The organism is Hymenobacter sp. DG25A, assembly GCF_001280305.1.
Lineage (GTDB): Bacteria > Bacteroidota > Bacteroidia > Cytophagales > Hymenobacteraceae > Hymenobacter.
Map to the genome: position 1 here is coordinate 3,716,954 of NZ_CP012623.1, position 26,105 is coordinate 3,743,058.

General features: G+C 58.7%; 23 protein-coding genes. 21 read left to right on the forward strand and 2 right to left on the reverse strand.

Annotation, left to right across the window (positions count from 1 at the left end; translation table 11 throughout):
* Positions 1 to 89 precede the first annotated feature (89 nt).
* The 14 genes from AM218_RS15965 to AM218_RS16030 all read left to right on the forward strand — a co-directional run bounded on the left by AM218_RS15965 (position 90) and on the right by AM218_RS16030 (position 15,383).
* Positions 90 to 953 (forward strand): dihydroorotate dehydrogenase, encoded by an 864-nt coding sequence (locus tag AM218_RS15965; RefSeq protein WP_082318281.1) that lies wholly within the window; start codon positions 90 to 92, stop codon positions 951 to 953.
* Positions 941 to 1,705 (forward strand): orotidine-5'-phosphate decarboxylase, encoded by a 765-nt coding sequence (gene pyrF / locus AM218_RS15970; protein WP_054415066.1) that lies wholly within the window; start codon positions 941 to 943, stop codon positions 1,703 to 1,705. The genes AM218_RS15965 and pyrF overlap by 13 nt, the downstream gene beginning before the upstream one ends.
* Positions 1,706 to 1,835: 130 nt before the next feature.
* Positions 1,836 to 2,450, forward strand: coding sequence for an orotate phosphoribosyltransferase (gene pyrE / locus AM218_RS15975; protein ID WP_082318282.1), 615 nt, complete (start codon positions 1,836 to 1,838; stop codon positions 2,448 to 2,450).
* A 125-nt stretch (positions 2,451 to 2,575) separates the two neighbouring features.
* Positions 2,576 to 5,605: a phosphoribosylformylglycinamidine synthase subunit PurL gene (locus tag AM218_RS15980; RefSeq protein WP_054415068.1), complete on the forward strand. Its 3,030-nt coding sequence runs from the start codon at positions 2,576 to 2,578 to the stop codon at positions 5,603 to 5,605.
* A 4-nt stretch (positions 5,606 to 5,609) separates the two neighbouring features.
* Positions 5,610 to 6,650 (forward strand): phosphoribosylformylglycinamidine synthase subunit PurQ, encoded by a 1,041-nt coding sequence (locus AM218_RS15985; RefSeq protein ID WP_082318332.1) that lies wholly within the window; start codon positions 5,610 to 5,612, stop codon positions 6,648 to 6,650.
* A gap of 46 nt (positions 6,651 to 6,696) precedes the next feature.
* Positions 6,697 to 7,629 carry a phosphoribosylaminoimidazolesuccinocarboxamide synthase gene (locus AM218_RS15990; protein ID WP_054415070.1) on the forward strand — a complete coding sequence of 311 codons (933 nt, stop codon included), beginning with the start codon at positions 6,697 to 6,699 and terminating at the stop codon, positions 7,627 to 7,629.
* 90 nt (positions 7,630 to 7,719) lie between these two features.
* On the forward strand, positions 7,720 to 8,103 hold the full coding sequence (locus tag AM218_RS15995) for a nuclear transport factor 2 family protein (RefSeq protein ID WP_054415072.1): 384 nt from the start codon (positions 7,720 to 7,722) through the stop codon (positions 8,101 to 8,103).
* Positions 8,104 to 8,107: 4 nt separating this feature from the next.
* Positions 8,108 to 8,743, forward strand: coding sequence for a CatB-related O-acetyltransferase (locus AM218_RS16000; RefSeq protein ID WP_054415074.1), 636 nt, complete (start codon positions 8,108 to 8,110; stop codon positions 8,741 to 8,743).
* A gap of 22 nt (positions 8,744 to 8,765) precedes the next feature.
* Positions 8,766 to 10,049 (forward strand): phosphoribosylamine--glycine ligase, encoded by a 1,284-nt coding sequence (gene purD, locus AM218_RS16005; protein ID WP_054415076.1) that lies wholly within the window; start codon positions 8,766 to 8,768, stop codon positions 10,047 to 10,049.
* Positions 10,033 to 10,725, forward strand: coding sequence for a phosphoribosylglycinamide formyltransferase (gene purN, locus AM218_RS16010; RefSeq protein WP_231717511.1), 693 nt, complete (start codon positions 10,033 to 10,035; stop codon positions 10,723 to 10,725). Before purD ends, purN begins: the two co-directional genes overlap by 17 nt.
* A gap of 8 nt (positions 10,726 to 10,733) precedes the next feature.
* Positions 10,734 to 12,242, forward strand: a complete 1,509-nt coding sequence (gene purF / locus AM218_RS16015; protein ID WP_054415078.1) for an amidophosphoribosyltransferase — start codon at positions 10,734 to 10,736, stop codon at positions 12,240 to 12,242.
* Between the two features lie 142 nt (positions 12,243 to 12,384).
* On the forward strand, positions 12,385 to 13,494 hold the full coding sequence (locus tag AM218_RS16020) for an AIR synthase-related protein (RefSeq protein WP_054415080.1): 1,110 nt from the start codon (positions 12,385 to 12,387) through the stop codon (positions 13,492 to 13,494).
* A gap of 304 nt (positions 13,495 to 13,798) precedes the next feature.
* The gene (locus AM218_RS16025; RefSeq protein WP_054415081.1) at positions 13,799 to 14,920 is read left to right on the forward strand and encodes a Gfo/Idh/MocA family protein; all 1,122 of its coding nucleotides are present in this window, start codon (positions 13,799 to 13,801) and stop codon (positions 14,918 to 14,920) included.
* Positions 14,921 to 14,963: 43 nt separating this feature from the next.
* Positions 14,964 to 15,383 carry a hypothetical protein gene (locus AM218_RS16030; RefSeq protein WP_054415083.1) on the forward strand — a complete coding sequence of 140 codons (420 nt, stop codon included), beginning with the start codon at positions 14,964 to 14,966 and terminating at the stop codon, positions 15,381 to 15,383.
* A gap of 10 nt (positions 15,384 to 15,393) precedes the next feature.
* Here AM218_RS16030 and AM218_RS16035 read toward each other — a convergent pair whose 3' ends face one another.
* Positions 15,394 to 16,884, reverse strand: a complete 1,491-nt coding sequence (locus tag AM218_RS16035; protein ID WP_054415085.1) for a nicotinate phosphoribosyltransferase — start codon at positions 16,882 to 16,884, stop codon at positions 15,394 to 15,396.
* Between the two features lie 458 nt (positions 16,885 to 17,342).
* On the opposite strand from AM218_RS16035, the gene AM218_RS17150 reads away from it, so the two are divergent.
* The 3 genes from AM218_RS17150 to AM218_RS16050 all read left to right on the forward strand — a co-directional run bounded on the left by AM218_RS17150 (position 17,343) and on the right by AM218_RS16050 (position 21,123).
* Positions 17,343 to 18,137, forward strand: coding sequence for a LuxR C-terminal-related transcriptional regulator (locus AM218_RS17150; protein WP_054415087.1), 795 nt, complete (start codon positions 17,343 to 17,345; stop codon positions 18,135 to 18,137).
* A gap of 263 nt (positions 18,138 to 18,400) precedes the next feature.
* The gene (locus AM218_RS16045; protein WP_054415089.1) at positions 18,401 to 19,648 is read left to right on the forward strand and encodes an efflux RND transporter periplasmic adaptor subunit; all 1,248 of its coding nucleotides are present in this window, start codon (positions 18,401 to 18,403) and stop codon (positions 19,646 to 19,648) included.
* A gap of 20 nt (positions 19,649 to 19,668) precedes the next feature.
* Entirely contained in the window at positions 19,669 to 21,123 is a 1,455-nt protein-coding gene (locus tag AM218_RS16050; RefSeq protein ID WP_071843820.1) for a TolC family protein, read from the forward strand.
* Between the two features lie 322 nt (positions 21,124 to 21,445).
* On the opposite strand, the gene AM218_RS16055 is transcribed toward AM218_RS16050, so the two are convergent.
* Positions 21,446 to 21,841, reverse strand: coding sequence for a YybH family protein (locus AM218_RS16055; RefSeq protein ID WP_054415093.1), 396 nt, complete (start codon positions 21,839 to 21,841; stop codon positions 21,446 to 21,448).
* Between the two features lie 397 nt (positions 21,842 to 22,238).
* On the opposite strand from AM218_RS16055, the gene AM218_RS16060 reads away from it, so the two are divergent.
* The 4 genes from AM218_RS16060 (at position 22,239) to AM218_RS16075 (ending at position 26,064) form a co-directional block, all read left to right on the forward strand.
* Positions 22,239 to 22,973, forward strand: a complete 735-nt coding sequence (locus tag AM218_RS16060; protein WP_082017177.1) for an ABC transporter ATP-binding protein — start codon at positions 22,239 to 22,241, stop codon at positions 22,971 to 22,973.
* 66 nt (positions 22,974 to 23,039) lie between these two features.
* Positions 23,040 to 23,639 (forward strand): RNA polymerase sigma factor, encoded by a 600-nt coding sequence (locus AM218_RS16065; RefSeq protein WP_197273987.1) that lies wholly within the window; start codon positions 23,040 to 23,042, stop codon positions 23,637 to 23,639.
* Positions 23,621 to 24,874 (forward strand): ABC transporter permease, encoded by a 1,254-nt coding sequence (locus tag AM218_RS16070; RefSeq protein WP_054415095.1) that lies wholly within the window; start codon positions 23,621 to 23,623, stop codon positions 24,872 to 24,874. Before AM218_RS16065 ends, AM218_RS16070 begins: the two co-directional genes overlap by 19 nt.
* Positions 24,871 to 26,064 carry an FtsX-like permease family protein gene (locus AM218_RS16075; RefSeq protein ID WP_054415098.1) on the forward strand — a complete coding sequence of 398 codons (1,194 nt, stop codon included), beginning with the start codon at positions 24,871 to 24,873 and terminating at the stop codon, positions 26,062 to 26,064. The genes AM218_RS16070 and AM218_RS16075 overlap by 4 nt, the downstream gene beginning before the upstream one ends.
* The last annotated feature ends 41 nt before the right edge of the window (positions 26,065 to 26,105 follow it).

Genomic DNA, 26,105 nt, shown 5'->3' on the forward strand with positions numbered 1-26,105 from the left:
TTAGGGGAAATTGGTGAAAGTGCTGTCAGGAAGGAGCCACCCCTTGAGGTCAGGAAAAGCGCCCGCAGAATTTCTTAACTTGAATCATCATGCAACTCGGTACTCTTACTTTACAAAGCCCCGTTTGCCTGGCCGCCGCGCCGTGGCAGCTACCCACGGGGCCCGCTTACGAGCGTCTGGGAGCTATTTTTACCCGTACCGTGACTATGGAGCCCAAGCCCGGGCTCTATGAGGAAGGTATCTGGCAGGTGAATGAGCAAACCCTGCTCAACGCCACCAACATGCGCACGGAAAGCGCCGAAATTCTGGTGCAGGAGCATTTGGCTCACCTGCTCAGCTACGGCGTGCCCGTGTTTGTGAGCATCACCGCTCCCGGCATCCCCGGCTTCCGCAAAATTGCCCGCTTTCTGGCCCGGGAAGTCGGCGCGCAGATAGCCGGCGTGGAAGTCTACATCACCCAACCCGACACGGGAAAGGGCGAAGAACTGACCGCCAAGTTTGTGCGCGACGCCACCCAGGCCGTGCGCAACGAACTGGGCCCCGATGCCGCCATTATTGTGAAGCTGCCGCCGTGGCCCGAGCATATCCGCGGCCTCGCGCTGGGCGCCCAGGAAGGCGGCGCTACCGCGCTGGCAGCTACCAACCTGCTTAAAGCCCTGCACCTGCCGGAAGATGCTACCGCCGCTCCCGTGGCCGGTGGCTTGTCGGGCGAGGCCCTGCGGCCCGTAGCCCTGCGCTGCGTGTGGGAGCTGGCGCATGATGAACAGATTACGCTGCCCATTTTTGGTACCGGCGGCGTGTTTACCGCCGCCCATGTAACCGACTACCTGCGCTGCGGTGCCAGTGCCGTGCAGGTGGCCAGCGGCGAGTGGCTGGAGCCTGGCCTGTCGGCCCGACTGGCTATGGAATGTGACCACACCCACCCTAAAACTGCTTCCGCATGGAAAAGCTGATTCAACGTGTTCAGTACGCAAACTCGCTGCTTTGCGTGGGCCTCGACCCCGTAGGCGACGATGCGCAGGTAGCCCGCCGGCTGGCCGAAGTCATTGACCAGACTCATGATTATGCCGCCGCTTTCAAGCCTAATCTGGCCTTTTTCCTGAGCCGGGAAGATGGCGTGAAGCTGCTGCGCGAAACCGTGCAGCGCATCCCCGAAAGCATCCCGGTTATCCTGGACGGCAAGTTCGGCGACATAGCCAACACCGCAGACCACTACGCCCGCTTCGCCTATGACATCATTGGGGCCGATGGCGTGACGGTGAATCCCTATATGGGCGACGACGCTATTCTGCCCTTCGCTCTCCCCGGCAAAATGGTGTTTGTGCTGGCCAAAACCTCCAACAAACCTGCTCACTCCCTGCAGGATGTAGCCCTCACCCGGGGCGGCTCCCTTTCCGATTGCGCGGCCCGCGTGGCCCGTAAGCTGGACGAAGAGCATGGCGGCGGTATTGGGCTGGTAGTTGGTGCCACCAACGCCGAAGCCGTGGGCCGGATGCGTGCCATCAGCCCGAAGCAGTGGTTCTTGGTGCCCGGCGTGGGCGCCCAGGGCGGCGACCTGCAGGCTACCCTACGCGCCGGCCTGCGCCCCGATGGCTCCGGTTTGCTGATCAACACTTCCCGCGCTTTGTGGCAGGCGGCCGATGCCGCCGCCGCCGCCCGGGAATTGGTCGAGCAAATCAACCAGTTCCGGCCGGTAACAGTGTAGCGCGAAGCTCCGGCTTCGCGCATGAGCGTAGCGAGTAGCCGGAACCGCGCCATATTAGGAACTCGCTCTGCTCGTGCGCGAAGCCGGAGCTTCGCGCTATTTCCACACCTTTCATCCTACAGTACCACCCTTGAGTTCCACCCACACCACCCTCACCCCGGCAACCCTGGAGCAGCAATTGCTGCAGGAAGATGCGCTGCTGCGCGGGCACTTTCGCCTTTCCTCCGGCCTGCATTCCGACACCTATGTGCAGTGTGCCCGATTCCTGCGCCGGCCCGATCTGGCTGCCCCGGCTGCCCAACAGCTGGCTGATATGATTCGTGAAGCCGGTTTGCAGCCGGATCTGGTAGTAGGCCCGGCTATGGGCGGCGTAGTCATTGGCTACGAGCTGGCCCGGCAGCTGGGCGTGCCCGGCATATTTACCGAGCGGGATGATACGGGGCAGATGACCCTGCGCCGCGGCTTTACCGTGGAGCCCGGCCAGCAGATTATCATTGCAGAAGATGTAGTGACTACCGGCAAGAGCACCAATGAGGTAGCCCGCGTGTTGGAAGGGATGGGCGCAAAAGTTTTGGCCGTGGCGAGTTTAATTGACCGCACGGGTGGGGATGCTGCGCTGAATTTTCCGAACTTTGCCCTGCTGCCGGTAACGGCGGCTACCTACGCACCCGATGATTGCCCGCTGTGCCGGGCAGGTATTCCGGTGGTAAAGCCTGGCAGTCGGCCAGATAAAGCGTTTTCTTAAACCTACTACGGCGCAAGCGGCTCCGGAGCAAGGCATTTTCGGCGTACCCTGCGTGGGTATGCTTCCTCACGGTGGCACTTTCGCCGCAGCGTGGGAAACCCGAAAAATAGATAAACACCCATCTTTTGGAATCTACCCAAAGAACTATTCAGCTTCTGCTTAAGCCTGGCCAACATGATGGCGAGGGCCAACGCATAGCCGAAGCTGCCCAACGTCACCTTGGCCTGAATACCGGCCGGGTGCAAAGCACCGCCCTCTACACGGTGCGCTACCCCCTGAGCGGTGAGCAGCTGCGCGACTTCGCCACCCACTGCCTCCAGGATCCGGTGCTGCACGACGTGGCCCTCGACGAGTTCCGCCACGGCGCCGAATACAAAAGCTATATCTTGGTGGCCAAGCTGCCCGGCGTGACGGACGACGAAGGCATATCGGCCCAGAACGCCCTCGGCGACTTCCTCAACGAGCCGCTCGATATCCATACCCAGCACATCTTCAGCAAGCGGCTCTACTTCCTGGAGCACGAGTTGCCGGAGAGTAGTCTGCGCCGCCTTGCCGAAGAGCTGCTCGGCAACAAGCTCATCAACCGCTTCGAAGTCGGCCCCATAACCCAGATCCGCGACTACACGCCGCGCCCGGGTGGTGGGGCCGAATCTATTACGGACACCGTGCGCCTGCTGGGCCTCTCGGATGAGGAGCTGGTTAAGCTGTCGAAAGACAACCTCTACGCCCTGAACCTGGAGGAAATGCGCGCCGTGCGCGACCATTATACCAGCATTGCCCAGGAGCGCCAGGCCGCCGGCCTGCCCCAGGACCCCACCGACTGCGAGCTGGAAATTATTGCTCAGACCTGGTCGGAGCACTGCAAGCACAAGGAGTTTTCGGCCCTCATTAAGTATAAGGATGCCGACACCGGCGAAACCTTCGAAGTCGACTCCTTATTCAAGACTTACATTAAAGACGCCACTTCCGAGGTAGACCGCCAGCTGCGGGCCAACGGCAACGACTGGCTGATTAAGGTATTCTCCGACAACGCCGGGGCCGTGCGCATCAACCCCGAGTCGTTGTTCGTGTGGAAGGTAGAAACGCACAATTCGCCCTCGGCCATCGACCCCTACGGCGGAGCTATAACCGGCATTCTGGGCAACAACCGCGACCCGCTGGCTACCGGCATTGGCGGCGCGCGGCTGCTGTTCAATACCAACGTGCTGTGCTTCGGCAACCCCGAGTTTTCGGGTACTTTGCTGAGCAACCAGCTGCACCCGCGCCGCATTTTTGAAGGCGTGCGCAAGGGTATCGAGGACGGCGGCAACAAATCGGGCGTGCCTACCGTGAACGGGGCTATTGTGTTTGATGACCGCTACGCCGGCAAACCGCTGGTGTACTGCGGTACCGGCGCCGTGATGCCCATGCAACTGGCCGGCCACGATTCTTGGGAGAAGAAAATTGACGCCCAGGACCGCATCATCATGGCCGGTGGCCGGGTGGGTAAAGACGGTATCCACGGCGCTACTTTCTCTTCCATTGAATTAGACGAAACCTCGCCCGCCACGGCGGTGCAGATCGGCTCGCCCATCACGCAGAAGCTGGCCATGGACTTCCTGATCCTGGCTACGCGCCGCGGCCTGATTAAGTGCAGCACCGATAACGGTGCGGGCGGCTTATCCTCCAGCATCGGCGAGCTGGCTACTATCAGCGGCGGTGCTGTGGTAGAGCTGGAAAAAGTACCCCTGAAATACCCCGGTCTGCGGCCCTGGGAAATCTTTGTTTCCGAGTCGCAGGAGCGGTTTTCGCTGGCTGTGGAGCCCGCTAAGCTGGACGAGCTGCTGGCGTTGGGACAGGAAATGGAAGTAGAGCTGACTGACATCGGTTACTTCACTTCGGATGGTTTCCTGGATGTGCGCTTCGATGGCGCGTCAGTAGCCCATCTGAACATGCATTTCCTGCACGAAGGCGTGCCGCGCAAAGTGCTGGAAGCCGAGTGGTGCAAGCCCCAGGCTTCAGAGCCGGCGCTGCCCACCAACCTCGACTATACCGACGTGCTGAGCCGCCTGCTCGGCAGCCTCAACATCTGCTCGCGCGAATCGGTGATTCGGCAGTACGACCACGAGGTGAAAGGCCGCACGATTATCAAGCCGCTCATGGGCGCTACCGGTCAGGCGCCGCAGGACGCGGCCGTGGTGCGCTTCAACTTCGAGAGCTGGGAAGGCGTGGCCGTGAGCAACGGTATTCTGCCTCGCTTCGGTGATTTGGATGCCTACCATATGTCGGCCGGCGCGTTTGATGAGGCTGTGCGCCAGATTGTAGCCGTGGGCGGGAAGCTTCCCAACCTGAGTTATGGCGACGGCAACTTCTGGTCCGTGAACGACAACTTCTGCGTGCCCGACTCGGTGTACGACCCCATCGGCAACCCCGATGGCAAACAGAAGCTGGCCAAGCTGGTGCGTATGTGCCAGGCCCTGCGTGATGCCACGGCAGCCTACTGCATCCCGCTCACCTCGGGCAAGGACTCCATGAAGAATGACTTCAAGGCCGACGGCGTAAAGATTTCGGTGCCGCCCACGGTGCTGTACTCCATGACCGCCAAAATTGAGGACGTCCGCCATACCATCACCTCCGACTTCAAGCAAGCCGACGATGTGGTGTACCTGCTGGGCGAAACCTACGACGAGCTGGGCGGCTCAGAGTTCTACCAGCTGCTGGGTGAGCTGGGAGCCAATGTGCCCCAGGTTCGTTTCGCGGAAGCCAAAGCCCTGTACACGCTGATGGGAGAGGCCAACGATAAAAAGCTCATCCAATCCTGCCACGACCTCTCGGATGGCGGCCTGGCGGTGGCACTTGCTGAGGCCACATTTGGTTATGGCTTTGGCGCTGCTATAGAATTGCCGGCCAGTGGGTTGAGTGTAACAGCACAGTTGTTCTCAGAGTCGCACTCCCGCTTTGTGGCCACGGTGGCCCCGGAAGATGTGGTGGCTTTTGAGCAGCACTTCGGCAGCCGGGCCACGCGCCTGGGCCGCGTAACCCAGGACGGCCAGCTGACGGTACAGCACGGTGGTCAGACGGTCGTTTCGGCCAGCACGACGGCCCTGCGCCACGAGTGGACCAATGGTCCCGTTAATCGAATCATCGGCTTCGGCCAGCATGCGGAAGCGCAATAGCCAGATGGAACAGCAACCAATTTTGCCGGATTTAACCACGCCGCCCCGGCCGCAGCACGACGACCCGGGCCACGAAGTGGTGGACCGGGAGGGCAACATCAAGTTGCCCGGCTACAAAAGCGTAGACCCCGGCCACGAAACAACGGAGCCGCTGAAAAGTAGCCCGGAGTCCGGACATAGCCCGAAAGTGCGCGCCCTCATTCTGACCGGTTTCGGCATCAACTGCGAGGAAGAGTACGCCGCCGCTTACCGGCTGGCGGGCGCCGAAGCCACCATTGTGCACCTCAACCAGGTGCTGCACGGCCACGTCAGCATCCACGACTACGACATCCTGAACTTCCCCGGCGGTTTTTCGTTCGGCGACGACCTCGGCTCGGGCGTGGTGCTGGCAAACAAGCTTCGCTACCGCAAAAACGCCGAGGGTCGCACCCTGATCGACGACATCAAGCAGTTCGTTGCCAACGGCAAGTTTGTGATGGGCATCTGCAATGGCTTCCAGGTGCTGGTGAAGCTGGGCCTGCTGCCCAACCTAAGCGGCCACGTAACGCCGGAAGTGACCCTGACGCACAATGCCTCGGGCCGTTACGAAGACCGTTGGGTGAAGCTGAAAGTCAACCCGAAATCAAACTCTCCCTTCCTGAAAGGCATTGACACGATGGAAGTGCCGGTGCGCCACGGCGAAGGTCGCCTTATTATTAAGGGCGAAGACACGCTGGCGGAAATTGAAGCCCGGGGCCTGAATTGCCTGGCTTACACCGATTTCGACGGCTCGCCGACGGACGTGTATCCTTTCAACCCCAACGGTGCCGACCTGAATTGCGCCGGCCTGACCGACACCACCGGCCAGGTATTCGGCCTGATGCCGCACCCTGAGGCTTTCCTCTCGCTGTACAATCACCCCGACTGGGCCCGGCGCAAGCGCCAGAACCCCCAGCTGAGCGAGGAAGGCGACGGCCTAAAGCTGTTCCGCAACATTGTGGAACACGTGCAAGGCCAGCGCCAGGCCGCTACTACGCCCCAGCAAGCCCGCCAGTTTACATCCTAGACACCTCCGCACTCCGCTGACCTAGTGCCGGCTGCTAATTCGTCGTATGAACACCCTCAATCACTTCGATACCCCCCAGCTCGAACTCCTGCACCGCGGCAAAGTTCGCGACTCGTACCGCGCGCCTTCGGGCGAGCGGCTCATCGTGGTAACCGACCGTCTGTCAGCGTTTGACTCGGTGCTGGAAACGCCCGTGGCCCACAAAGGCGCGGTGCTGAACGGGCTGGCTGCTTTCTGGTTCGACAAAACCCGGCACATCATCCCCAACCACGTGATTTCGCTGCCCGACCCGAACGTGACGCTGGCCAAGGAAGCCGAGCCGATTCGGGTGGAGATGGTGGTGCGGAACTACCTCACGGGCTCCATGTGGCGCGGCTACCAGCAGGGTCAGCGCACGTTCTCGGGCGTGACGGTGCCGGACGGCCTGACCAAGCACCAGAAATTCCCCGAGCCCATCGTGACGCCTACCACCAAGGAGGAGTCGGACCGCGAGATTACGCCGGAGAACCTGGTATCGGAAGGCTGGGTGTCGGCGGAGCTGTATGAGAAGATGCGGGTGAAGTCGCTGGAGCTGTTCAACTTCGCTTCCCAGTGGATGGCGGAGCGCGGCATCATCCTGGTGGATACCAAGTACGAGTTTGGTTTGCTGAATGGGGAGCTGATTCTGATTGACGAAATCCACACGCCCGATTCGTCGCGGTTCTGGAGCGCCGAGGACTATGCCAAGAACCCCGAAACGGCCGAGCAGATGGACAAGGAATACGTGCGCCAGTGGCTGATTGCTAACAAAACGGAAGCAGGCTACCCCCGCGCCCTCACGCCCGAAGTGTCCGCCGAAGCCACCCGCCGCTACCTCGATATCTACGAGCGTATCACGGGTGCCCCACTGCCCACCGGCAACGAAACCACTGCCGGCGGCGACGTCCGGGCCCGCCTTGTGGGCAACCTCGTGCGCGCCGGTATCATGAAAAATGAATAAGCTCGTCGGTGATTATGCCCTCGGCTACTCCTAACCTCACAGTAGTGCGCCCCGATAACGCTAAGCTGCGGGCGCTGTAATACCAAGCCAATGAACGTTGCGAAACACAAACAACTAGTGCAAGATTACATTGAAGCGTACAACCGCTTCGATGTAGAGGGGATGGTGCGCCATCTGCACGAAGACGTGGTGTTCCGCAACATTTCCGGCGGCGAAGTCAACCTGACAACCACCGGTAAGGAAAGCTTCCGTCAGCAGGCCGAGCAAGCCAGGCAGTACTTCTCGCAACGGAAGCAGCACATCACTAATTGGCTGGTAGCCGACAACCGCGTGGAAGTGCTGATTGACTATACCGGCGTGGCGGCCATTGAGTTTCCTAATGGTTTAAAGCCGGGCGATACGCTACAGCTGCAGGGTAAGTCGGTTTTTGAGTTTGCCGATAGTCAGATTGTTTCCATCAACGACATCAGCTAGACGCATGAGTAAATTTGGTCCCGATACAGCAATAAAGTTTCCCCTGGCCGCTTATAGTCGCCTGTGCTTCTTGAAAAATGTTGTGACGAATCCAAATATCATCGTGGGTGACTACACCTACTATGATGACTTCGAGGATGTTGCCAACTTTGAAAAGAATGTGAAATATCATTTTGAGTTCACGGGTGACAAATTGATTATTGGGAAATTTTGCATGATTGCCTCCGGTGTAACCTTCATTATGAACGGAGCTAATCATTTAACTGATGCCCTTACCACGTATCCGTTTGCCATATTCGAGCACGGCTGGGAAGGCGCTATGACTGGGAAGAGCTATCCTACAAAGGGAGACTTGGTGATTGGCAATGATGTTTGGATTGGCCACAATGCCACTATTATGGCTGGCGTAACCATTGGCGACGGTGCTATAATCGCTACTAACGCTACTGTAGTGAAGGATGTGGCACCTTATACCATCGTGGGAGGCAATCCGGCGCAGACTATCAAGCAGCGTTTTTCGGCAGAAGAAACTGCGGCGCTTTTGCAAGTCAAGTGGTGGGATTGGAGTCCGGAGAAAATCACCAGTAATCTCGCGGCGCTGACCAGTAACAACGTTAAGGCGCTTAAGCAGTGTATTTAAGAAATGATGCTTCCTGAATAATATGGCAACTTCTAAACCCATAGTACTTCTCGGCGGCGGGGCCCGTGAACACGCCATGGCGTGGAAGCTGACCCGCGACGGCGCCACCGTGCACGTGCTGCCCGGCAACGGCGGCATCCCCAACAGCCATCCCGAAATCAGCGCCACCGACTTTCCGGCTATCCAGGGGTTCTGCGAAGCGCACGGTATCAAGCTCATCGTGGTAGGACCAGAGGCGCCTTTGGCCGCCGGGGTAACCGACTATTTTGTCGCTTCTGATATCCGGGTGTTTGGTCCGAGCCGGGCCGGGGCTACGCTGGAAAGCTCTAAGGTGTGGAGCAAAGATTTTATGCGGCGGCACGGGGTGGCTACGGCTATGTCGTGGCAGTACCGCAGCGACAAGCTGGAAGCTGCCCGCGCCAAAGCCACCGAGTTGGCAGGGCAGGTAGTAGTGAAATATGATGGGCTGGCTGCGGGCAAGGGCGTGTATGTGTGCTCTTCCGTGGAAGAGGCCCACGCCGCGCTGGACGATTTGCAGCAGCAGCACACCGGCTGGTTTAGCTTCCTGCTGGAAGAAAAGCTGTCCGGCCCCGAAATCAGCATTATCGGCGTAACCGATGGCAACCGCATCCGGCTGCTGGCGCCTTCCCAGGACCACAAGCAGCTGCTGGCCGGCGACCAGGGCCCCAACACCGGCGGCATGGGCGCCTACTGCCCCGTGCCCTTCGCTGATGATAACGTGCTGGCGGCCATCCGCACCGCCATTGTAGATCCTACGCTGGGTGGCCTGCAGAAAGAGCAGTTCAACTTCAAAGGCTTCCTGTATTTCGGCATCATGCTCACGCCCCAGGGGCCCAAGCTGCTGGAATACAACGCCCGCCTCGGCGACCCGGAAGCCGAAGTGCTGCTGCCCGCCCTGGAAAGCAGCCTGCTGGAGCTGATTGAAGCCACGCTGGATGGCCGGCTGCAGGAAACGGTGGTTCGCCAGCGCCGCGGCTACTACGTGGGCGTGGTGCTGGCCTCGGGCGGCTACCCCGCCGCACAGTTCCCCACCGGCTTCCCCATCACCGGCCTGGACCAGCTGCACCCCAGCATCCTGGCCTTCCACGGCGCTACCAAGCACAATGCTGAAGGCCAGCTGGTAACTAGCGGCGGCCGGGTAATGGTACTGGTGGGCCACGGTGATGAGCTGGAAGAGGCTGTGCATCACGTGTATCGGGAAGCAGAAAAGGTTAAATTTCAGGATGTGTACATCCGCACAGACATTGGCCAGCGGCCGACTCCCGTTCTTGAACTCACCCGGTAACCATACTACCCGCAAGCAGCGCCTGGCCATTTTATTGTCGGGCAGGGGCTCCAATATGGTGGCGCTGGTAAAAGCCGTGCAACACGGGGTGCTGCAGGATGTGGCCGAAATAGCGGTGGTATTCAGCAACAAGCCTGATGCCCCCGGCTTGGAAACCGCCAGGGCGCTGGGCTGCCTCACCGATAGCCTGAGCAGCCAGGGCCATAAACGGGCCGATTTTGATGCCGCGGTAGTAGATATTCTGAACAGCTACCAGCCTGATTACGTGGTGCTGGCCGGCTACATGCGCATCCTGTCGCCTACGTTTATTCGGGCGTTTGCCGGGCGCATTCTCAACATTCACCCCGCTGACACCCATCAGCACCAAGGGCTGCACGCTTATGAATGGGCCTTTGAACACCAGCTGCCGGAAACCAAAATCACGGTGCATCTGGTTGACGAAGGCCTGGATACCGGGCCTGTGCTGGCCCAGGAACCAGTTGATCTGCGCGGGGCTGATACCCTGGCAGAAGTAGAGCGCCGCGGCCTGGCCGTGGAGCATCAGCTTTACGCCACTACGCTGGCCCGCCTGCTTCGGGGCGAGCTGCCTGACCTGCCTGCCGAAGCGGCTCTGACCACACCCCATACACCACCCACCTCCGTTGCCAGCCTCCCGGGGCCGGCAACTAACAACTAAGAACTGCCATGTGCGGAATTGTAGGTTTTTACGGCCCCGATGACGTTGCTCACGACATCGTATTTGGTCTTACCGCGTTGCAGCACCGCGGGCAGGACGCGGCCGGCATTGCCACCTTCGACGAAAATTTCCACCTCTGCAAAGGCAACGGCCTGATTGCTGATGTGTTCAAGCCCAAGCAGCTTAAGAAGCTGAGAGGCAACATCGGTATCGGTCATGCCCGCTATACCACCCAGGGCTCCGGCGACGCCGAACTGGCCCAGCCGTTTACCACCAGCTACCCCTTCGGGCTGTCGATGGTGCACAACGGCAACGTCATCAACTTCCGCCAGGCCGCCAAGCGCCTGCATGATACCTACCACGTGCTGCCCAAAACCAGCAACGACCTGGAGCTCATCATGTACACCTTCGCCTCGGAGCTGCGCCTGAAGAACCTGGATGCGCTGTCGGTTGTGGATATCTTCGATGCCGTAGAAACCACCCAGGAGCTGGTGAAAGGGGCCTACGCCACTATTACCATTATTGCCGGCCATGGCCTGCTGGCCTTCAACGACCCGCTGGGCATCCGGCCCCTGGTGCTGGGCCGCCGCCAGACGGAGAACGGTCCGGTTTACGCCTTTGCCTCGGAAAGCACCTGCTTCGATTATCTGGGTTTCGAATTCCTGGAAAACGTAGGGCCCGGCCAGGCGGTATTCATCGACAAAGACTTTAAAGTACACCACAAGAACCAGCAGGAGCAGCCCAAAAACTTCTGCGTGTTCGAGCACATCTACTTTGCCCGCGAAGACTCCACCATTCATGGCCGATTGGTGGCCCGGGAGCGGGTGCGCCTGGGTAAGATGCTGGCCCGTAAGGTAATTGAGTCAGGTATTCAGCCTGATATGGTGATTGATGTGCCTTCCTCGGGCTACTTTTCGGCCTCTGGTCTGGCCGAGGCCATTGGGGTGCCCTACCGCCGGGCGCTGGTGAAAAACAACCACATGGGCCGCTCCTTTATTGTGAGCAGCCAGGCCGGCCGCGAGGACATTGTGAAGAAAAAGCTGAACCCCATCCGGGAGTTTGTGGAGGGCAAGAAGATTGCCGTAGTCGATGACAGTATTGTGCGGGGCACCACCTCGCGGCGCATTGTGCGCATTCTGCGCGAGGCCGGTGCTTTGGAGGTCTACTTCATTTCCAGTGCGCCGCCCATTATTGCGCCCTGCATCTATGGTATTGATATGGCCATGAGCACGGAGTTGATTGCCGCCAACTACACCGAGGAGGAAATCTGCCGCTACATTGAGGCTGATAAGGTTATCTATCAATCGATAGAAGACCTGAAAGAGCTTTTCTCGGAGGATAAGGGCCACGGCGGCAGCTGCTTTGCCTGCTTCACCGGTGAGTATCCTACCGGCGACGTGACCAAGTACCTGCGCCACATTCAGGAGGAGCGCCAAAGCCACCGCGGCGACAAAAAGAACCGCACCGATGTGGTACCCTCCGTCAGCGCCAAGGCCCCCGAACCAACGGAACACTAGTATCCATCAGCTAAAAAACACCTGTCATCCTGAGCCTGCGAAGGACCTTATCACGCCTGAACTACCATCGTAACAACGACTCGTTTCAACGGGAGAAGGTCCTTCGCAGGCTCAGGATGACAGAAAAAAATAAATAGACCGCATGTCCACTTCCTCTCAGAAACCCGCCGGCTACGACATCGACCTCGGCAACGAATGCTCCCGCAACGCTTACGCCTGGTCCAAGAAAACCTTCGCCAACCGCGCTGGCAAGCCTGGCGAGGCGGCTCAGGATCTGGAGGGCGGCTTCGCCAACGAAATCCGCTTCGGCAACGCCCGCCTGGGTATTTCCTCCGATGGCATCGGGACTAAGATTGAGGTAGCGGAGCGGGTAGGCAAGTTCGATACGCTGGGCTACGACCTGGTAGCCATGACGGCCGACGACCTCATCGTGGGTGGTTTCGTGCCTACCAACCTCTCCAACATCATCGACGTGAATACCCTCGACTATGAGGTGATTGACGAGATGATGCGCGGCTTGCACGATGCCTGCAACTTTGCGGAAATGGCCATTACGGGCGGCGAAATTGCCGAGCTGGGCAACCGCATCGGCGGCTGGCCGGGTGCTAAAATGAACTTCAACTGGTGCTCCACGGCCATTGGTAGTCTGCACCCCAGCCTGGAGCGCCCCCTGAGCGGTGCCGGCGTGAAAGCCGGTCAGGCAGTAGTAGCACTTCGCTCGCCCAGCTTCCGTTCCAACGGCTTTTCCCTGGCCCGCCGCACCCTGCAAAACCTGTTCGGTGACAACTGGCACTCAGCTCCCTATGATGGGCTGGATGCTACGCCGCACGGTAGCGCCGGCCACACCTGGGGCGAGGTGCTGCTGGCGCCTTCGCTCATCTACTCGCCCGGCGTGGCGCGGGTGCTGGACGCGGGCCTGCCGCTCTACGCCGCCGCACACATCACCGGCGGCGGCATTGCCGATAACTTCAAGCGCGTGCTGAAAAACGGCGTGGGCGCCGAGCTGACGAACATTTTCGAGCCCCTGCCCGCCATGCAGAAGCTCACCGAGCTGGCCGGCATCACCCCTGCCGATGCCTATCTGTACTGGAATATGGGCAACGGCATGCTATTGGTAACCGATGAAGCCCAGGCTGAAACCATAGCCGCCCAGCTCCGTGCCGATGGCTACGACGCCCAAGTAGCCGGGCGCATCACCGCTGAGCCCGGTATCCGGCTGAAAGTAGGCGCGGGCGAGTTGAGCTACGCGTAAGCCGGCGTTACGAGCCAGCAAATTCAATAGAAAGGAACGTCATGTCGAGCGCAGTCGAGACATCTCGCTAGTGTGTTGAATAGTGTAATTACTATCCCAACATCAGCACGCGAGATGTCTCGACTGCGCTCGACATGACGTTTTTAAGGTCTTGACAGTCCGTTTTAAGGTTAAGAACAGAAGTAGAAAATTCTGCCCATCCGTTAGCTGCCCGTAACGGCGCTGGCAAATTACCCGTTCAGCCTACCCAGATGTTAGCGTAGGGCTTGTTAAGAACGGTTTCGACTCTTCCGCTTCGCGGCGCATGTTTCTGCGCCAGGCGGGCCAGGCGGTGGCCACGGTTATCGTGGCCGGGCCAGCGGCTGCATCTGCTCCTTCACCTCTTGATGATGCCATGCAGTACGACGACCAGAAGAAAGTTGGCTTTGCTATAGTAGGGCTGGGCAAGTTTGCCACCCAGCAAATGATGCCCGCCTTTAAAGACTGTAAACACGCCCGCATTGCGGCTTTGGTCAGCGGCTCGCCCGACAAAGCCAAGAAGCTGGCCCGTCAGTATGGGGTAGAGGCCAAAAACATCTATAACTACGAGAACTTCGACACCATTAAGGATAACCCCGAGGTAGATGTCGTCTACATTGTGCTACCAGTAGGCCTGCACGCCGAGTACACCATTCGGGCGACCAAAGCGGGCAAGCACGTGCTGACGGAAAAGCCCATGGCTACCTCCCCGGAGGATTGTCAGAAGATGATAGATGCCTGCCAGAAAGCCGGCAAAAAGCTAATGGTGGCCTACCGGGCCCAGTACGAGCCGTTTAACCTGGATGCCATTGCCCGCATCCGTAAGGGCGAGCTGGGCAAGTTGCTGCAAATCACCGCCGACCATGGCCGTAGCGTAGACCCCACCGGCGACAAAGCCGACTCCTGGCGGGTGCAGAAAAAGCTGGCCGGCGGCGGCTCCCTCATGGACATCGGCATTTATTCCCTGAATGCCACCCGCTACCTCACCGGCGAAGAGCCGGTAGAAGTAACCGCCATCGAATCAACTGACAAAAACGACCCGCGTTTCCAGGAAGTAGAAGACCGGATTCACTTCACGCTTCGCTTTCCCAGCGGCGTGCTGGCCACCTGCACCAGCTCCTACAGCATTCAGGAAGTGAAGCGCTACCGTGTGTTCGGCGACAAAGCCTGGCTGGACCTGGACCCCGCCACCGACTATAAGGAGCACAACCTGAAGATTGGCGACAAAAACGGGGAGCGGAAACCCAACGTAGACGAAGGCAATCAATTTGCCGCTGAGCTGGACCACATGGCCGAGTGCGTGCTCAACAACACCACGCCCAAAACACCCGGCGAGGAAGGTCTGCGGGATATCAGGCTGATTCACGCCATTTATGATACCCGTACCGGTAAGCGGGTGAAGGTGTAACAAGAGGTTGCTTTGTCCCGTCTCGATCCAAAAAGCAGAGAAAATGCCAAAGTATTTCTTGCAGGAGTCATTTAACAAACTCCCTGCAACACGCTGGGGTGAATTGCTTGATAAAGCCCTTCCCAAAGCAAATTACTTAGAGCTGAATCAACTGTGGTCAAAAGCTCGATTGTCTCCTGTGCTTGCTCAAGCACAGGTTTTCCTGCCTACTAACATTCCGCGAGTTTATAAAGCCACACACCGTTTCTCGCTTACACCAGAAGTAGTGGCGTATATCAAATCGGTGCCATACAAAGATTGGCAGGGAAGTGACTTTGAAGACCCAGCTTTATATCATGATAATACCTTATTGCTGGGTACCATCAGTCATGAAGATTATGTGATATCCCCCTTGACAGAGGACGAAAGGGCGCAGCTTAATGGCCGAGACTTAGACTTTTGGTGCGAGTGGATTTTTGATTAGAACCTACTTTTTACGCAGGCCGCAATGGCCGCTTCTCCAGAATCAGCTCCGTTCGGAAGGTATTGAGCGTTTCTTCCAGGCCCACCGGGTAGGTGTGGGGGTTGAGGAAGCGGCGGATGCTGGGGTCCAGGCTTTGCACTTCACGCTGGGCGCGGGCGCGGCTTTCCGCCAGGGTAGGTAGCTCCTGCACCTGCTGCCCGCGGCGGAAAACAGGCTCCAATAGCTCCCGAAAAGCAGCATCGGGGCGCACGAGGCGGCGGCGGGTGGCATCCAGTGGATCGACGATGGTGAGCTGGTTGGGGAGGGGCTCGGCGGTGTTGTAGAGCATATCGGCGCGGGGCTGGCCTTTTTCCGACTTGTAGCGCCGCACCTGCAGAATGCCCGGGATGCTGGTTTTCACCAGCTGCTCCGAGAGCTTAATGGTGTAGTCCCAGCCCGAATCGTCGGGTTTGCGCAGGGCAGCCATTTTGTACACGCCCCCCAGGGCCGGCTGGTCGTAGGCGGTAACCAGCTGCGTGCCCACGCCCCAGGTATCGATGCGGGCGCCCTGCTGCTTGAGGCTGGTAATGAGGTTTTCTTCCAGGTCGTTGCTGGCCACAATGCGGACTTGCTGGAAGCCTGCCTCGTCCAGCAGGGCGCGAGCCTCGCGGCTGAGGTAGGCCAGGTCGCCGGAGTCCAGGCGGATGCCGCCCAGCTCGTGGCCGTTGGCGCGCATTTCGCGGGCCACGGCAATGGCGTGGCGCACGCCTTCCAGCGTATCGTAAGTGTCTACCAGAAATACCGAGTCATCCGGGAAAGCCTGGGCGTAGGCCTTAAAAGCCGTTTCCTCGTCTTCAAAAGCCATAATCCAGCTGTGGGCGTGGGTGCCCTTTACAGGAATGCTGAAGCGCTGCCCGGCCAGTACGTTGGAGGTAGCATCGGCCCCGCCCAGATAGGCGGCCCGGCTGGCGGAAAGGCCGCCGTCGAACCCCTGAGCGCGCCGCAGGCCAAACTCCAGCATCTGGTCCTCAGGGCCTATTGCTTCGCGCACGCGGGCTGCTTTGGTTGCCACCAGCGTCTGGAAATTAACCAGCGTGAGCAGGGCGGTTTCTACCAGCTGGGCCTGCAGCAAAGGGCCCTGCACCCTAATCAGGGGCTCATTGGCGAAAACCACCGTACCCTCCGCAATGGCATCCACATCACAGGTGAATTTCAGCTCGCGTAGGTATTCCAGAAACTTAGGGTCGAAGAGCGGAGTGCCTTTGCTGCCTTTCAGGCTGCGCAGGTACGTCAGGTCATCCTCGGAGAAATGGAGGTGCGAAAGCCAGTCGGCGGCGTAGGCCAGGCCTGCGCACACGGCATAGCCGCCCTCAAAGGGCGGGCGGCGAAAGTATAGGTGAAACACGGCTTCGCGGTCTTGTAGGCCCTGTTGCCAGTAGCCATAGGCCATGGTAAGCTGATAGAGGTCGGTGAGCAGACTAAGCGAGGGCGCATACAGGCCGGAAAGCGGGGCTGAATTCATGCGGGCAAGTTGGGAAGAATTGCTTCTACTACGGTGGAGCTGTCAATATGGTGCTGAAGCGGCAGTTTCTTGCTGAAACAGTATGCCGGAAGGGCCATGAACAGAATAGGTACTCCGCGTTTCAACTAAAATAATGGCCGACAGATAATATTCCCCAAAAGCTATGCAACCTTCTGCCGCGCCGCGTATACTATCTTGTAAAGTAAATTGCGGCTATATATAAACAGCATATCACCTGATAGTTATCATGTATTATCAGCCTTGTAATATAAAAAATATAAAATTATATATATAATTCGTTATATTTAAAATATTGAATTGGTGGTGGGAGAACAAAACCCAGCACAGTAGCAGATTCTCTTGCCGATACCTCAGACCGAGGGTGCGACTATAGGCAGGGGAAACGAGCAGGAAGAGGGGATGGAGTAGCGTAGAGGGGAGTAAAATTTGAGAAGGCTATGGAAGAGGTTTTGCAGGTGTCGCACACCTCGGTAAGCCAGCTAGTGCAGCGTTACCGGACTCATGCAGCCGGGGGTAGCTCGTTTGATAAAGAGCTGCTGTTGCAGCATAATCCGCTGCTAGAGAAGATTTTTGTCATGGTAGACTGCGGCGTGGCTATTTTCGATGCCAGTCAGGCCAGCTACGTCTATATCAGCGACATGGTGGAACGGGCCCTGGGCTACAAAGCCGAGCGGTTTCTGACCGGGGGCCTGGATTTCACCTTCACCATTGTGCACCCCGACGACTTGCCGGGCTTGGTGCGTTTTCTGGAGCTGGAGCTGGATTATCTGGATGCCATGCCCGAGCGGCAGCACCGTCTAAACTACCGCTCCAGCTACGATTACCGCCTGCGGTGCCTCAATGGCAACTACATGCGCGTATTGCAGCGCAATGCCATTCTGGATCTGGATGAGGAAGGTAATGCCTGCCGGATGCTGCTGATTATCAGCAATGTGTCGCACCTGAAAAAGAACGATAACATGATGATTAACATCGTCCGAGACCAGCACACCGATCTGCTTTATACTTACAATACCGAAAGCCACACGCTCAGCACCGATAACTTCCTCAGCAAGCGGGAGCTGGAGATTCTGCGCCTGCTGGGCCGGGACTTCACCAGTAAGGACATTGCCGATCAGCTCTTTATCAGTGTGCATACGGTGGAAACCCACCGGCGCAACATGCTGGAAAAGACCAACATCAAAGACACATCCAAGCTGGTAAGCTTTGCCGAAGCGGCCGGCTTGATTTAAGATCCGCTTTACCCGCTTTACCCGCTTTACCCGCTTGCGGCCACCGGCCCCGGCCTTCCTGAGAGGGAGCCCGGGGCCGGTGTTTTTTGTGACCGATGGTGGAGAAGGGCGCTTTCATTTCCGAACACCCTGTCCATTTTTGGACATAATTTGGGATAGGGATAATCTAATATTTGTATTCAAAATATTGATAAACAATGCCTTATAAAAATGGCACGGGCATTGGCTATACCTGCAGGAACCTTTACCCTTCCTGCACGAAAATGGACAGAGCAATTTCTACCGCCATTCAAACCCGCCGCCAGCGTCGTCGTTGGCTGATTGTTTTTCTGGTGGTGGCCGTAGCAATAGGCGGCCTGCTAGCTTTCCGCACGGTGCTGCGGCCCAGCGTGAAAAGCACCGATATTCTCACCGCCACCGCGGAAACCGGCGACGTAGAAGCCTCCCTCACAGCCTCGGGCCTCATTATTCCCGGCCACGAGGCCGTCATTACCAGCCCTATTCAAAGCACCATCCGGCGGGTGGCCCTACAGGTAGGGGAGAAGGTAAAGCCCGGGCAAACCATTCTGGAGCTGGATAAAGATCTGACCACCAGTAGTCTGGCCAAGCTGCAGGACGAGCAGCAGCAGAACCGCAATAAAAACTCCCAGCTGCAGCTCAAGCTGGAGCACGGCCTCAACGATTTGCAGTCTCAGGAGCAGGTGCAGCAGGTAAAAGTGCGCAGCCTGCAGTCGGCGCTGCACGATGAGCAGTACCTGCTCAAAATAGGCGGCGGCACTACCGAGAGTGTGCGCCAGGCCGAGCTGAGCCTGAAAGTGGCCCAACTGGAGCTGCAGCGCCTGCGCGAGCAGATCCGCAACCAGCGCCTGAGCAACGCCGCCGACGTGCGCGAGCTGGGCTACACCATGCAGATGCAGGACCGCAGCATTTCCGACCTGGCCGGCAAGCTGGCCCAAGCCAACATCAGCAGCCAGCAGCCCGGCGTGGTTACCTGGGTAAACGATGAGCTGGGCACCACCGTGAACCAGGGCGACCCCCTGGCCCGCGTAGCCGACCTGACCAGCTTCCGGGTGAAAGCCTCCATTTCCGATTCCTACGCCGATGCCCTGCATGTGGGTGCGCCGGTGGTGGTGCGCCTAAACGGCACTGACCTGCGCGGCACCATCAGCACGGTAAGCCCGGCCGTGGATAAGGGCGTGGTGAACTTCTATGCTACGCTGGAGGAAAACCACCACCCGGCGCTGCGCTCCAATCTGCGCGCCGATGTGTACGTGGTAACCAAAGCGCACAACCACGTGACGCGCGTAAAAAACGGCCCCTTCTACCAGGGCGGGCAGGAGCAGAAAGTATTTGTAGTGAAGGGCGACAAAGCCGAGCAGCGCACCGTGCGCTTCGGCGACAGCAACTTCGACTACGTGCAGGTGCTCAGCGGCCTGCAGCCCGGCGACGAGATTATCATCTCGGACATGAAGGAGTACGATACCACGCCTCTCCTGACGATTAAAGACTAACTCCGCGCCTTTCCTGAGCTATGAAACGTTTTCTATTTGTCGCTTTGCTGTTGGTGCCCGGGCTGCGCCTGACTGCCCAGGCCCCCCCCGCGCCGCTCACCCTGGAGCAGGTAATTGCCCAGGCACTGGCGCAGTCATCGGTAGCCAGGCAGGCGCAGACCAACCGCGAAACCAGCTATTGGCAGTGGCGCACCTATCGCGCCAACTACCGCCCCCAGCTGGCCCTGCAGGGTGCCATTCCGGACTTCAGCCGCCAGATAGCCCCGGTAGTGCAGCCCGATGGCACCACCGCCTTCCGGGCCGTGCGCTTCAACAACTCCAACCTGGCGGCCACCCTCACCCAGAATATTGGCTTCACCGGCGGGCAGATTATGATTGCCTCCGAGATGCAGCGCTTCGATAATTTTAACACCAGCCAGCGCAGCTATAGCAACCGGCCCATTGGCATTGGCCTCACGCAGCCCCTGGGCGCATACAACTCCCTGCGCTGGGCCCGGCAAATTGAGCCTTTGCGCTACCAGGAGTCGCAGCGGCAGTACGTGGAGGAGCGCGAGAACATTGCCCAGCGCATTACGGAGCTGTATTTCGATGTGCTTCTGCAGCAGGTGAATGCCTCAGTAGCCCGGCAGAACGTGCAAGCCAACGAAGATCTGTTCCGGATAGGGCAGGAGCGCTACAAGCTGGGCCGCCTCTCGCAGAGCGACCTGCTGCTGCTGGAGCTCAACCTGCTGAATTCCCGCCGGGCCCTGGGGCAGGCCCTGCTGGAGGCCCAGAGCGCCGCCATTGACCTGCAGAGCTACACCGGCCTGAGCGCCGAGGCGCTGCAGCTGGCTATTCCTACCGCCGCGCCGCGCTTCCCGGTGCCCACAGATCAGGCGCTGGCGCAGGCCCGCCAGAACCGGCGCGAGTCGCTGGTGTTCCGGCGGCGTTTGCTGCAGGCCGAGAGTGAGGTGGCACGCGCCAAAGGCACTACCGGCTTTCAGGCCAGTCTGGTGGCCAACCTGGGCTACATGAACCAGGCTGAAACGTTCTGGTCGAGCTACAACAACCCACAGGACCAGCAGCAGGTGCGCCTGGCCTTCTCGGTGCCTATTCTGGACTGGGGCCGGCAGAAATCCATTGTGAAAACTGCCGAGCTCAACCGCCAACAGGTGCAGCAAACCGTAGCCCAGGAGCAGCAGACGTTTGAGCAGTCGGTGCTCACGCAGGCCGCCCAGCTCAGCAGCCTCAACGAGCAGCTGGACCTAGCCGCCCGCGCCGATACGCTGGCCCAGCGCCGCTACGATATTGCCCGCGCCACCTACCAGGTGGGCCGCATCAGCCTCACGGACCTGAACATTGCCCTCAACGAAAAAGACCAGGCCAAGCGCAGCTACATTGCCGCGCTGCGCGCCAGTTGGGTGGCTCACTACCGCCTGCGCGCCCTCACACTGTATGATTTTGAGCGCCAGGAGCCGCTGGTGGCGAAGCAGTAAAGCTGTTTAAAAAGCCACCCGAACGTCATGCAGAGCGCCGCGAAGCATATCGCGTGCTGACGTTGCCAAACTATATGTCATCCTGAGCAAAGCGAAGGACCTTATCACCAAAGAACGAAAAGCGTAACAACGACTCGTTCCAGCGTGATAAGGTCCTTCGCTTTGCTCAGGATGACAGGCGAAGCGGGAGAGATGCTTCGACTCCGCTCTGCATGACAATTCAAGGCAAAAGCCCTTTACCGTGGCACGGTAAAGGGCTTTTTGTATGAGTATCGGGCGGGCTGATTCTTCGCCCGGCCGGGAATGACTAAGGGATGACGGCTTAGGAAGCAGCCGGAATGTTGGTGTTCCAGATATCCTGGTGCAGCTTCCACTGGCCTCCCTGCTGTTTCCAGACCACCATGTATTTGCCCTGGTCTATCAGCTGGCCGGCGCCACCGAAGAGCGTGTAGTTGCCGAGTTCAATGGCGGTGTCTTCCAGCTCTTCTACCTCCCGGGTTTTCAGCTTTACCTGCTTAATGCCCATTTCCATGGCGCCCTGCCAGAACGCCTGAATGCCTGCGGTGCCCTGAATGGGCTCCATGCCGGTGGGCAGCACTACGCCACCGTCAGTGTACAGGCGGGCAATGGCGGCGGAGTCTCCGCGCGCAAAGCTGGCTTCAAAGGTGTCGTTGGCACGCCGGATTTCATCACGAATGCTTGTGGCTGTGGTAGGCATAATGAATGAGATGAAGTGGATGGGAAAAAAATGATGCTTATGTAAGATGGAAATAATTCATAAAAATAAAAATGTCATGCTGAGGGACTTAAGGGAATAATTATGGTGGGTTTCGAGTGCGTGCTACGGCTGTTTGGGAAGACTTGGCGCAAAAGCGCACAGTAGGCGCGCCATTTCCGAACACCCTGTCCAGAAATGGACAATATTTCCTAAATGCTATTTTTATAATATTGAATTAAGTTATTGATAATGAAATAATTAAGAAAATGGCACGCGGCTTGGCTAGGTAGTAGAGGGAGAGGGGTATAGCTGTACAAAAACGGACATTCCGCCCCGGTACCGCTGCCCCTGTCACCTGGTTTCTTCTTCACTCTTCCGAAAACAAACTCCCTGCCCCATGAACGCTACTACCGCTTCCAGCCCATTCACAGACTCGCCGCTGGTCCAGGCTGCGGCCGCGCCGGTTATTCAGCTGGCCGACATTGAAAAGGTATACCAGACCAGCACCGTGGAAACGCTGGCCCTCAACCGCGTAAACCTCTCCATTAACCGGGGCGAGTTTGTCTCCATTATGGGGCCTTCAGGCTGCGGCAAATCCACGCTGCTCAGCATTATGGGCCTGCTGGATGAGCCCACCAACGGCACCGTGGTAATTGATGGCCGCCCCGTGACCAGCTACTCCGACCGGGAGCTGGCCCACCTGCGCAACCACAAAATCGGGTTCGTATTCCAGAGCTACCACCTCATCAACGACCTCTCGGTGCTGGATAACGTGGAGCTGCCTCTGCTCTATCGCAAAGGCGTATCGGGCAAGGAGCGCCGCCAGCGCGCCCACGCCGCCCTGGACAAGGTAGGCCTGAATGCCCGCATGAGCCACTTCCCCAGCCAGCTTTCCGGTGGGCAGCGCCAGCGCGTGGCCATTGCCCGGGCGCTGGTAGGCAACCCTGAAATCATCCTAGCCGACGAACCCACCGGCAACCTGGACTCCGTGATGGGAGAGGAAATCATGGACCTGCTCCTGACCCTGAACCGCCGCGACAACACCACCATTGTGATGGTAACCCACGACGAGCAGCAGGCCCTGAAAACCGAGCGCATCATCCGCTTCTTCGACGGCAGCCAGGTGAGCTAACCTACTGCTGTCGTCTCCTGCCGCATCTATTCTGCTTTCGCCCATACCGCCTCTCTCCCTTTTGCTATGAAAACCTCCGCTGCTCACTTCATTCCGGAAGCCGAACTGATTGCGGCCTGCCGCCAGGGCAACCCCCGTGCCCAGCGCCTGCTCTACGACCAGATGGCGCCCAAAATGCTGGGCGTGTGCCTGCGCTACCTGCGCAACCACGATGATGCCGAAGAAGCCATGATGACGGGCTTTGTGAAGGCATTCCGGGCCCTGGAGCAGTTCCGGCAGGAGGGCAGCTTTGAGGGGTGGGTGCGCCGCATTATGGTGCGCGAAGCCCTGAACCAGATCAGCCGCCGCGAGCCGTTCATGCTCAACCTCGACGACTGCCCCGCGCAGTACACGCCCGCCCTGCCCGCCGGCATTGAGAGTGACCTGAACGCCGCCGACCTGCTGGCCCTCATTCAGGAGCTGCCCGCCGGCTACCGCACGGTGTTTAACCTGGCTGCGCTGGAGGGCTACACGCACCAGGAAATTGCCGGGTTGCTGGGCATTTCCGAAGGCACCAGCAAGTCCCAGCTCAGCAAGGCCCGTGCGCTGCTGCAGCGCCGCCTAACCGCCTTAACCTATTCTTCTCCCGCCTCTCATTCTGACTCCCCATGCTGCTTAGCTATCTAAAAATTGCCTGGAAGGTCTTGCTGCGTCGCAAGTTCTTCACCTTCATCAGCCTGTTCGGCATCAGCTTCACGCTGATGGTGCTGTTGGTGGTAGTGGCCATGTTCGACCACTTTAAAGGCGCCCACGCCCCCGAATCGCGCATCGACCGGATGCTGTTCGTCTCTTTCCTCAACCAGAAATTTGCCGACGGCGGCAACATGAACACGCCGCCCAGCCCTTACTTCCTCGAAAAGTATGTGCGCCCTATGCACACGCCCGAGAAAGTAGCCCTGTTCTCTATGTTCCACGCTATTCCCAGCTACGTGGGCAACCAGAAGCTGGACCTGGACCTGAAGTTTACCGACAACGTGTTCTGGGAGATTTTTGACTTCACCTTCCTGGAAGGCAAGCCCTACAACGCCACCGACCTGAAGAACGCCAACCGCGTGGCCGTCATCAATGAAACCACCGCCAAAGAGTACTTCGGTCAGGCCCGCGGGGTGGTGGGCCGCACCATTGTGGTAGACCAGATCAACTACCGCGTGGCCGGTGTGGTAGCCGATGTGCCCGTAATGCGCTTCAACTCTTACGCCGAGGTATGGGCCCCGATGACCACCACCAAAGCCGACATCAAAAACCCGGTGCTGGAGGGCGAATACTTTGCCGTGATGCTGGCCCACGAAGGCCAGGACCTGCACGAGCTGCAAAGCGAGTTCAACCAGATTATTAAAAAGGTGACCATTCTCAACTCCGGTGTAAAGTCCATTCACATCTATGCCGATACGCTGCTGGCCGCGCTCACCCGCCAGATTATCGGGGGCGGCGACTTATCCAACACTTCTGACCGAATGGTGCTGTTCTATATAATTGTAACCGGGCTGGGCCTGTTGTTTATGATGCTGCCTACGCTCAACTTGGTGAACATCAACCTGAGCCGCATTATGGAGCGCTCCTCCGAAATAGGGGTGCGCAAGGCCTTTGGCGCTACCGGCCGGGCCCTCATGGGACAGTTTCTGATTGAAAATATCTTCCTCACCCTGGTGGGTGGCCTGCTGGGGCTGGCCCTGGCCTATGGCGCCCTGCGGCTCATCAGCGGCTCCGATTTTATAGCCTACGCGCAGTTCTCTCTCAGCCTGCCGGTATTTGGCTGGGCCCTGTTGATTACCCTCGTTTTTGGGATAATGTCCGGGGTGTACCCAGCCTTAAAAATGTCTCGTCTCCAACCCGTGAATGCCCTGAAGGGAGGTGCCAAATGATACGTCACTTATTTACTCTGATCTGGAACCGCAAGCGGTCCAACTTCCTGCTGATTGCCGAAATCGTGCTGTCGTTCTTTGTGGTGTTTGTGGTGGGCAGCCTGCTGCTCTACAACCTCAACAACTACAGCCAGCCCCTGGGTTACAACTATGAAAACGTATGGGAAGTGAGCCTGGAGCCCGGCCCCGATACCGTAGCCCGCCGCGAGAAAATTGATCTGCTCTCGCAGCGCATCAAAGCCCTGCCAGGCGTGGTGGGCATCACCCGCAGCAGCGTGAACACGCCCTTCGCCTTCTCCACCATGACTACCGAGCTGGAGTACAAAGGCAAAGAAACACCCTCCTCGGACCGCTACAGGGTGGATGATAACTTTGCCAAGCTAATGGAAGTGAAAGTGCTGGAAGGCCGCTGGTTTAACCAGAGCGACAACGCGGCCCAGCGGGTTCCGATTATTATCAACCAGGCCTTTAAAGACGCCGTGTTTCCCAATGAAACGGCCGTGGGTAAGATTGTAGCGGAAAAAAATAGTACCCGCAAGTGGCAGGGGCAAGTGGTAGGGGTAGTAGAATCCTTCCGCGCCGGCAGCGACTTTGCCGAAAACAGCCCGGCGTTTTTTGAGCGCCGCATGGACGATACCACCCGCATGGCGGGCTACGATTTGCCCTGGCTGCTGATTAAAGTAAAGCCCGGCCAGGGAGCCATTCTGGAGCAGAAAATGGTGAAGGAAGTGCTGAACGTAACCAAAAACTGGTCAGTGAAAACCAACACGCTGGAGCAGAACCGCATTTCCAAGCTCAAAGTTGTGCTCACACCCATCGTGGTCCTCGGCATTGTGTGCGTGTTCCTGATTCTGAACGTGGCCCTGGGCCTGTTTGGGGTGCTATGGTACAACATCAGTCAGCGCCGCTCCGAAATTGGCCTGCGCCGTGCCCTGGGTGCCACGGGCATGGGCATTGGCGCCCAGTTTATTGGCGAGATGCTGGTGGTTACTACGCTGGGCGTATTGGTAGGCGTGGTGCTGGCCGTGCAGTTTCCGCTGCTGGGCGTGTTTGGAGTGGCGCCGACGGTGTACGGGACGGCCATTGCGGCCGCCGCCCTCCTGATTTACCTGCTCACGGCCATCTGTGCCTTCCACCCCAGCCGCCTGGCCGCTGGTATTCAGCCGGCTGTGGCCCTGCGCGAGGAATAAACAGCCAGCCCGTTCTGTCCTAAAAACAGAACGGGCTGTTG

What these genes read in the sequence shown, in the direction of transcription:
- AM218_RS15990 (WP_054415070.1), top strand. Translation starts at nt 6,697, where the DNA reads ATGAACACCCTCAATCACTTCGATACCCCCCAGCTCGAACTCCTGCAC.
- AM218_RS16055 (WP_054415093.1), bottom strand. Translation starts at nt 21,841, where the DNA reads ATGCCTACCACAGCCACAAGCATTCGTGATGAAATCCGGCGTGCCAAC.
- AM218_RS16065 (WP_197273987.1), top strand. Translation starts at nt 23,040, where the DNA reads ATGAAAACCTCCGCTGCTCACTTCATTCCGGAAGCCGAACTGATTGCG.
- AM218_RS16025 (WP_054415081.1), top strand. Translation starts at nt 13,799, where the DNA reads ATGTTTCTGCGCCAGGCGGGCCAGGCGGTGGCCACGGTTATCGTGGCC.
- AM218_RS16000 (WP_054415074.1), top strand. Translation starts at nt 8,108, where the DNA reads ATGAGTAAATTTGGTCCCGATACAGCAATAAAGTTTCCCCTGGCCGCT.
- AM218_RS16030 (WP_054415083.1), top strand. Translation starts at nt 14,964, where the DNA reads ATGCCAAAGTATTTCTTGCAGGAGTCATTTAACAAACTCCCTGCAACA.
- AM218_RS17150 (WP_054415087.1), top strand. Translation starts at nt 17,343, where the DNA reads ATGGAAGAGGTTTTGCAGGTGTCGCACACCTCGGTAAGCCAGCTAGTG.
- AM218_RS15985 (WP_082318332.1), top strand. Translation starts at nt 5,610, where the DNA reads ATGGAACAGCAACCAATTTTGCCGGATTTAACCACGCCGCCCCGGCCG.
- AM218_RS16070 (WP_054415095.1), top strand. Translation starts at nt 23,621, where the DNA reads ATGCTGCTTAGCTATCTAAAAATTGCCTGGAAGGTCTTGCTGCGTCGC.
- AM218_RS16060 (WP_082017177.1), top strand. Translation starts at nt 22,239, where the DNA reads ATGAACGCTACTACCGCTTCCAGCCCATTCACAGACTCGCCGCTGGTC.
- purD (WP_054415076.1), top strand. Translation starts at nt 8,766, where the DNA reads ATGGCAACTTCTAAACCCATAGTACTTCTCGGCGGCGGGGCCCGTGAA.
- pyrF (WP_054415066.1), top strand. Translation starts at nt 941, where the DNA reads ATGGAAAAGCTGATTCAACGTGTTCAGTACGCAAACTCGCTGCTTTGC.
- AM218_RS16020 (WP_054415080.1), top strand. Translation starts at nt 12,385, where the DNA reads ATGTCCACTTCCTCTCAGAAACCCGCCGGCTACGACATCGACCTCGGC.
- AM218_RS16035 (WP_054415085.1), bottom strand. Translation starts at nt 16,884, where the DNA reads ATGAATTCAGCCCCGCTTTCCGGCCTGTATGCGCCCTCGCTTAGTCTG.
- AM218_RS16075 (WP_054415098.1), top strand. Translation starts at nt 24,871, where the DNA reads ATGATACGTCACTTATTTACTCTGATCTGGAACCGCAAGCGGTCCAAC.
- AM218_RS16045 (WP_054415089.1), top strand. Translation starts at nt 18,401, where the DNA reads ATGGACAGAGCAATTTCTACCGCCATTCAAACCCGCCGCCAGCGTCGT.
- AM218_RS16050 (WP_071843820.1), top strand. Translation starts at nt 19,669, where the DNA reads ATGAAACGTTTTCTATTTGTCGCTTTGCTGTTGGTGCCCGGGCTGCGC.
- AM218_RS15995 (WP_054415072.1), top strand. Translation starts at nt 7,720, where the DNA reads ATGAACGTTGCGAAACACAAACAACTAGTGCAAGATTACATTGAAGCG.
- purF (WP_054415078.1), top strand. Translation starts at nt 10,734, where the DNA reads ATGTGCGGAATTGTAGGTTTTTACGGCCCCGATGACGTTGCTCACGAC.
- AM218_RS15965 (WP_082318281.1), top strand. Translation starts at nt 90, where the DNA reads ATGCAACTCGGTACTCTTACTTTACAAAGCCCCGTTTGCCTGGCCGCC.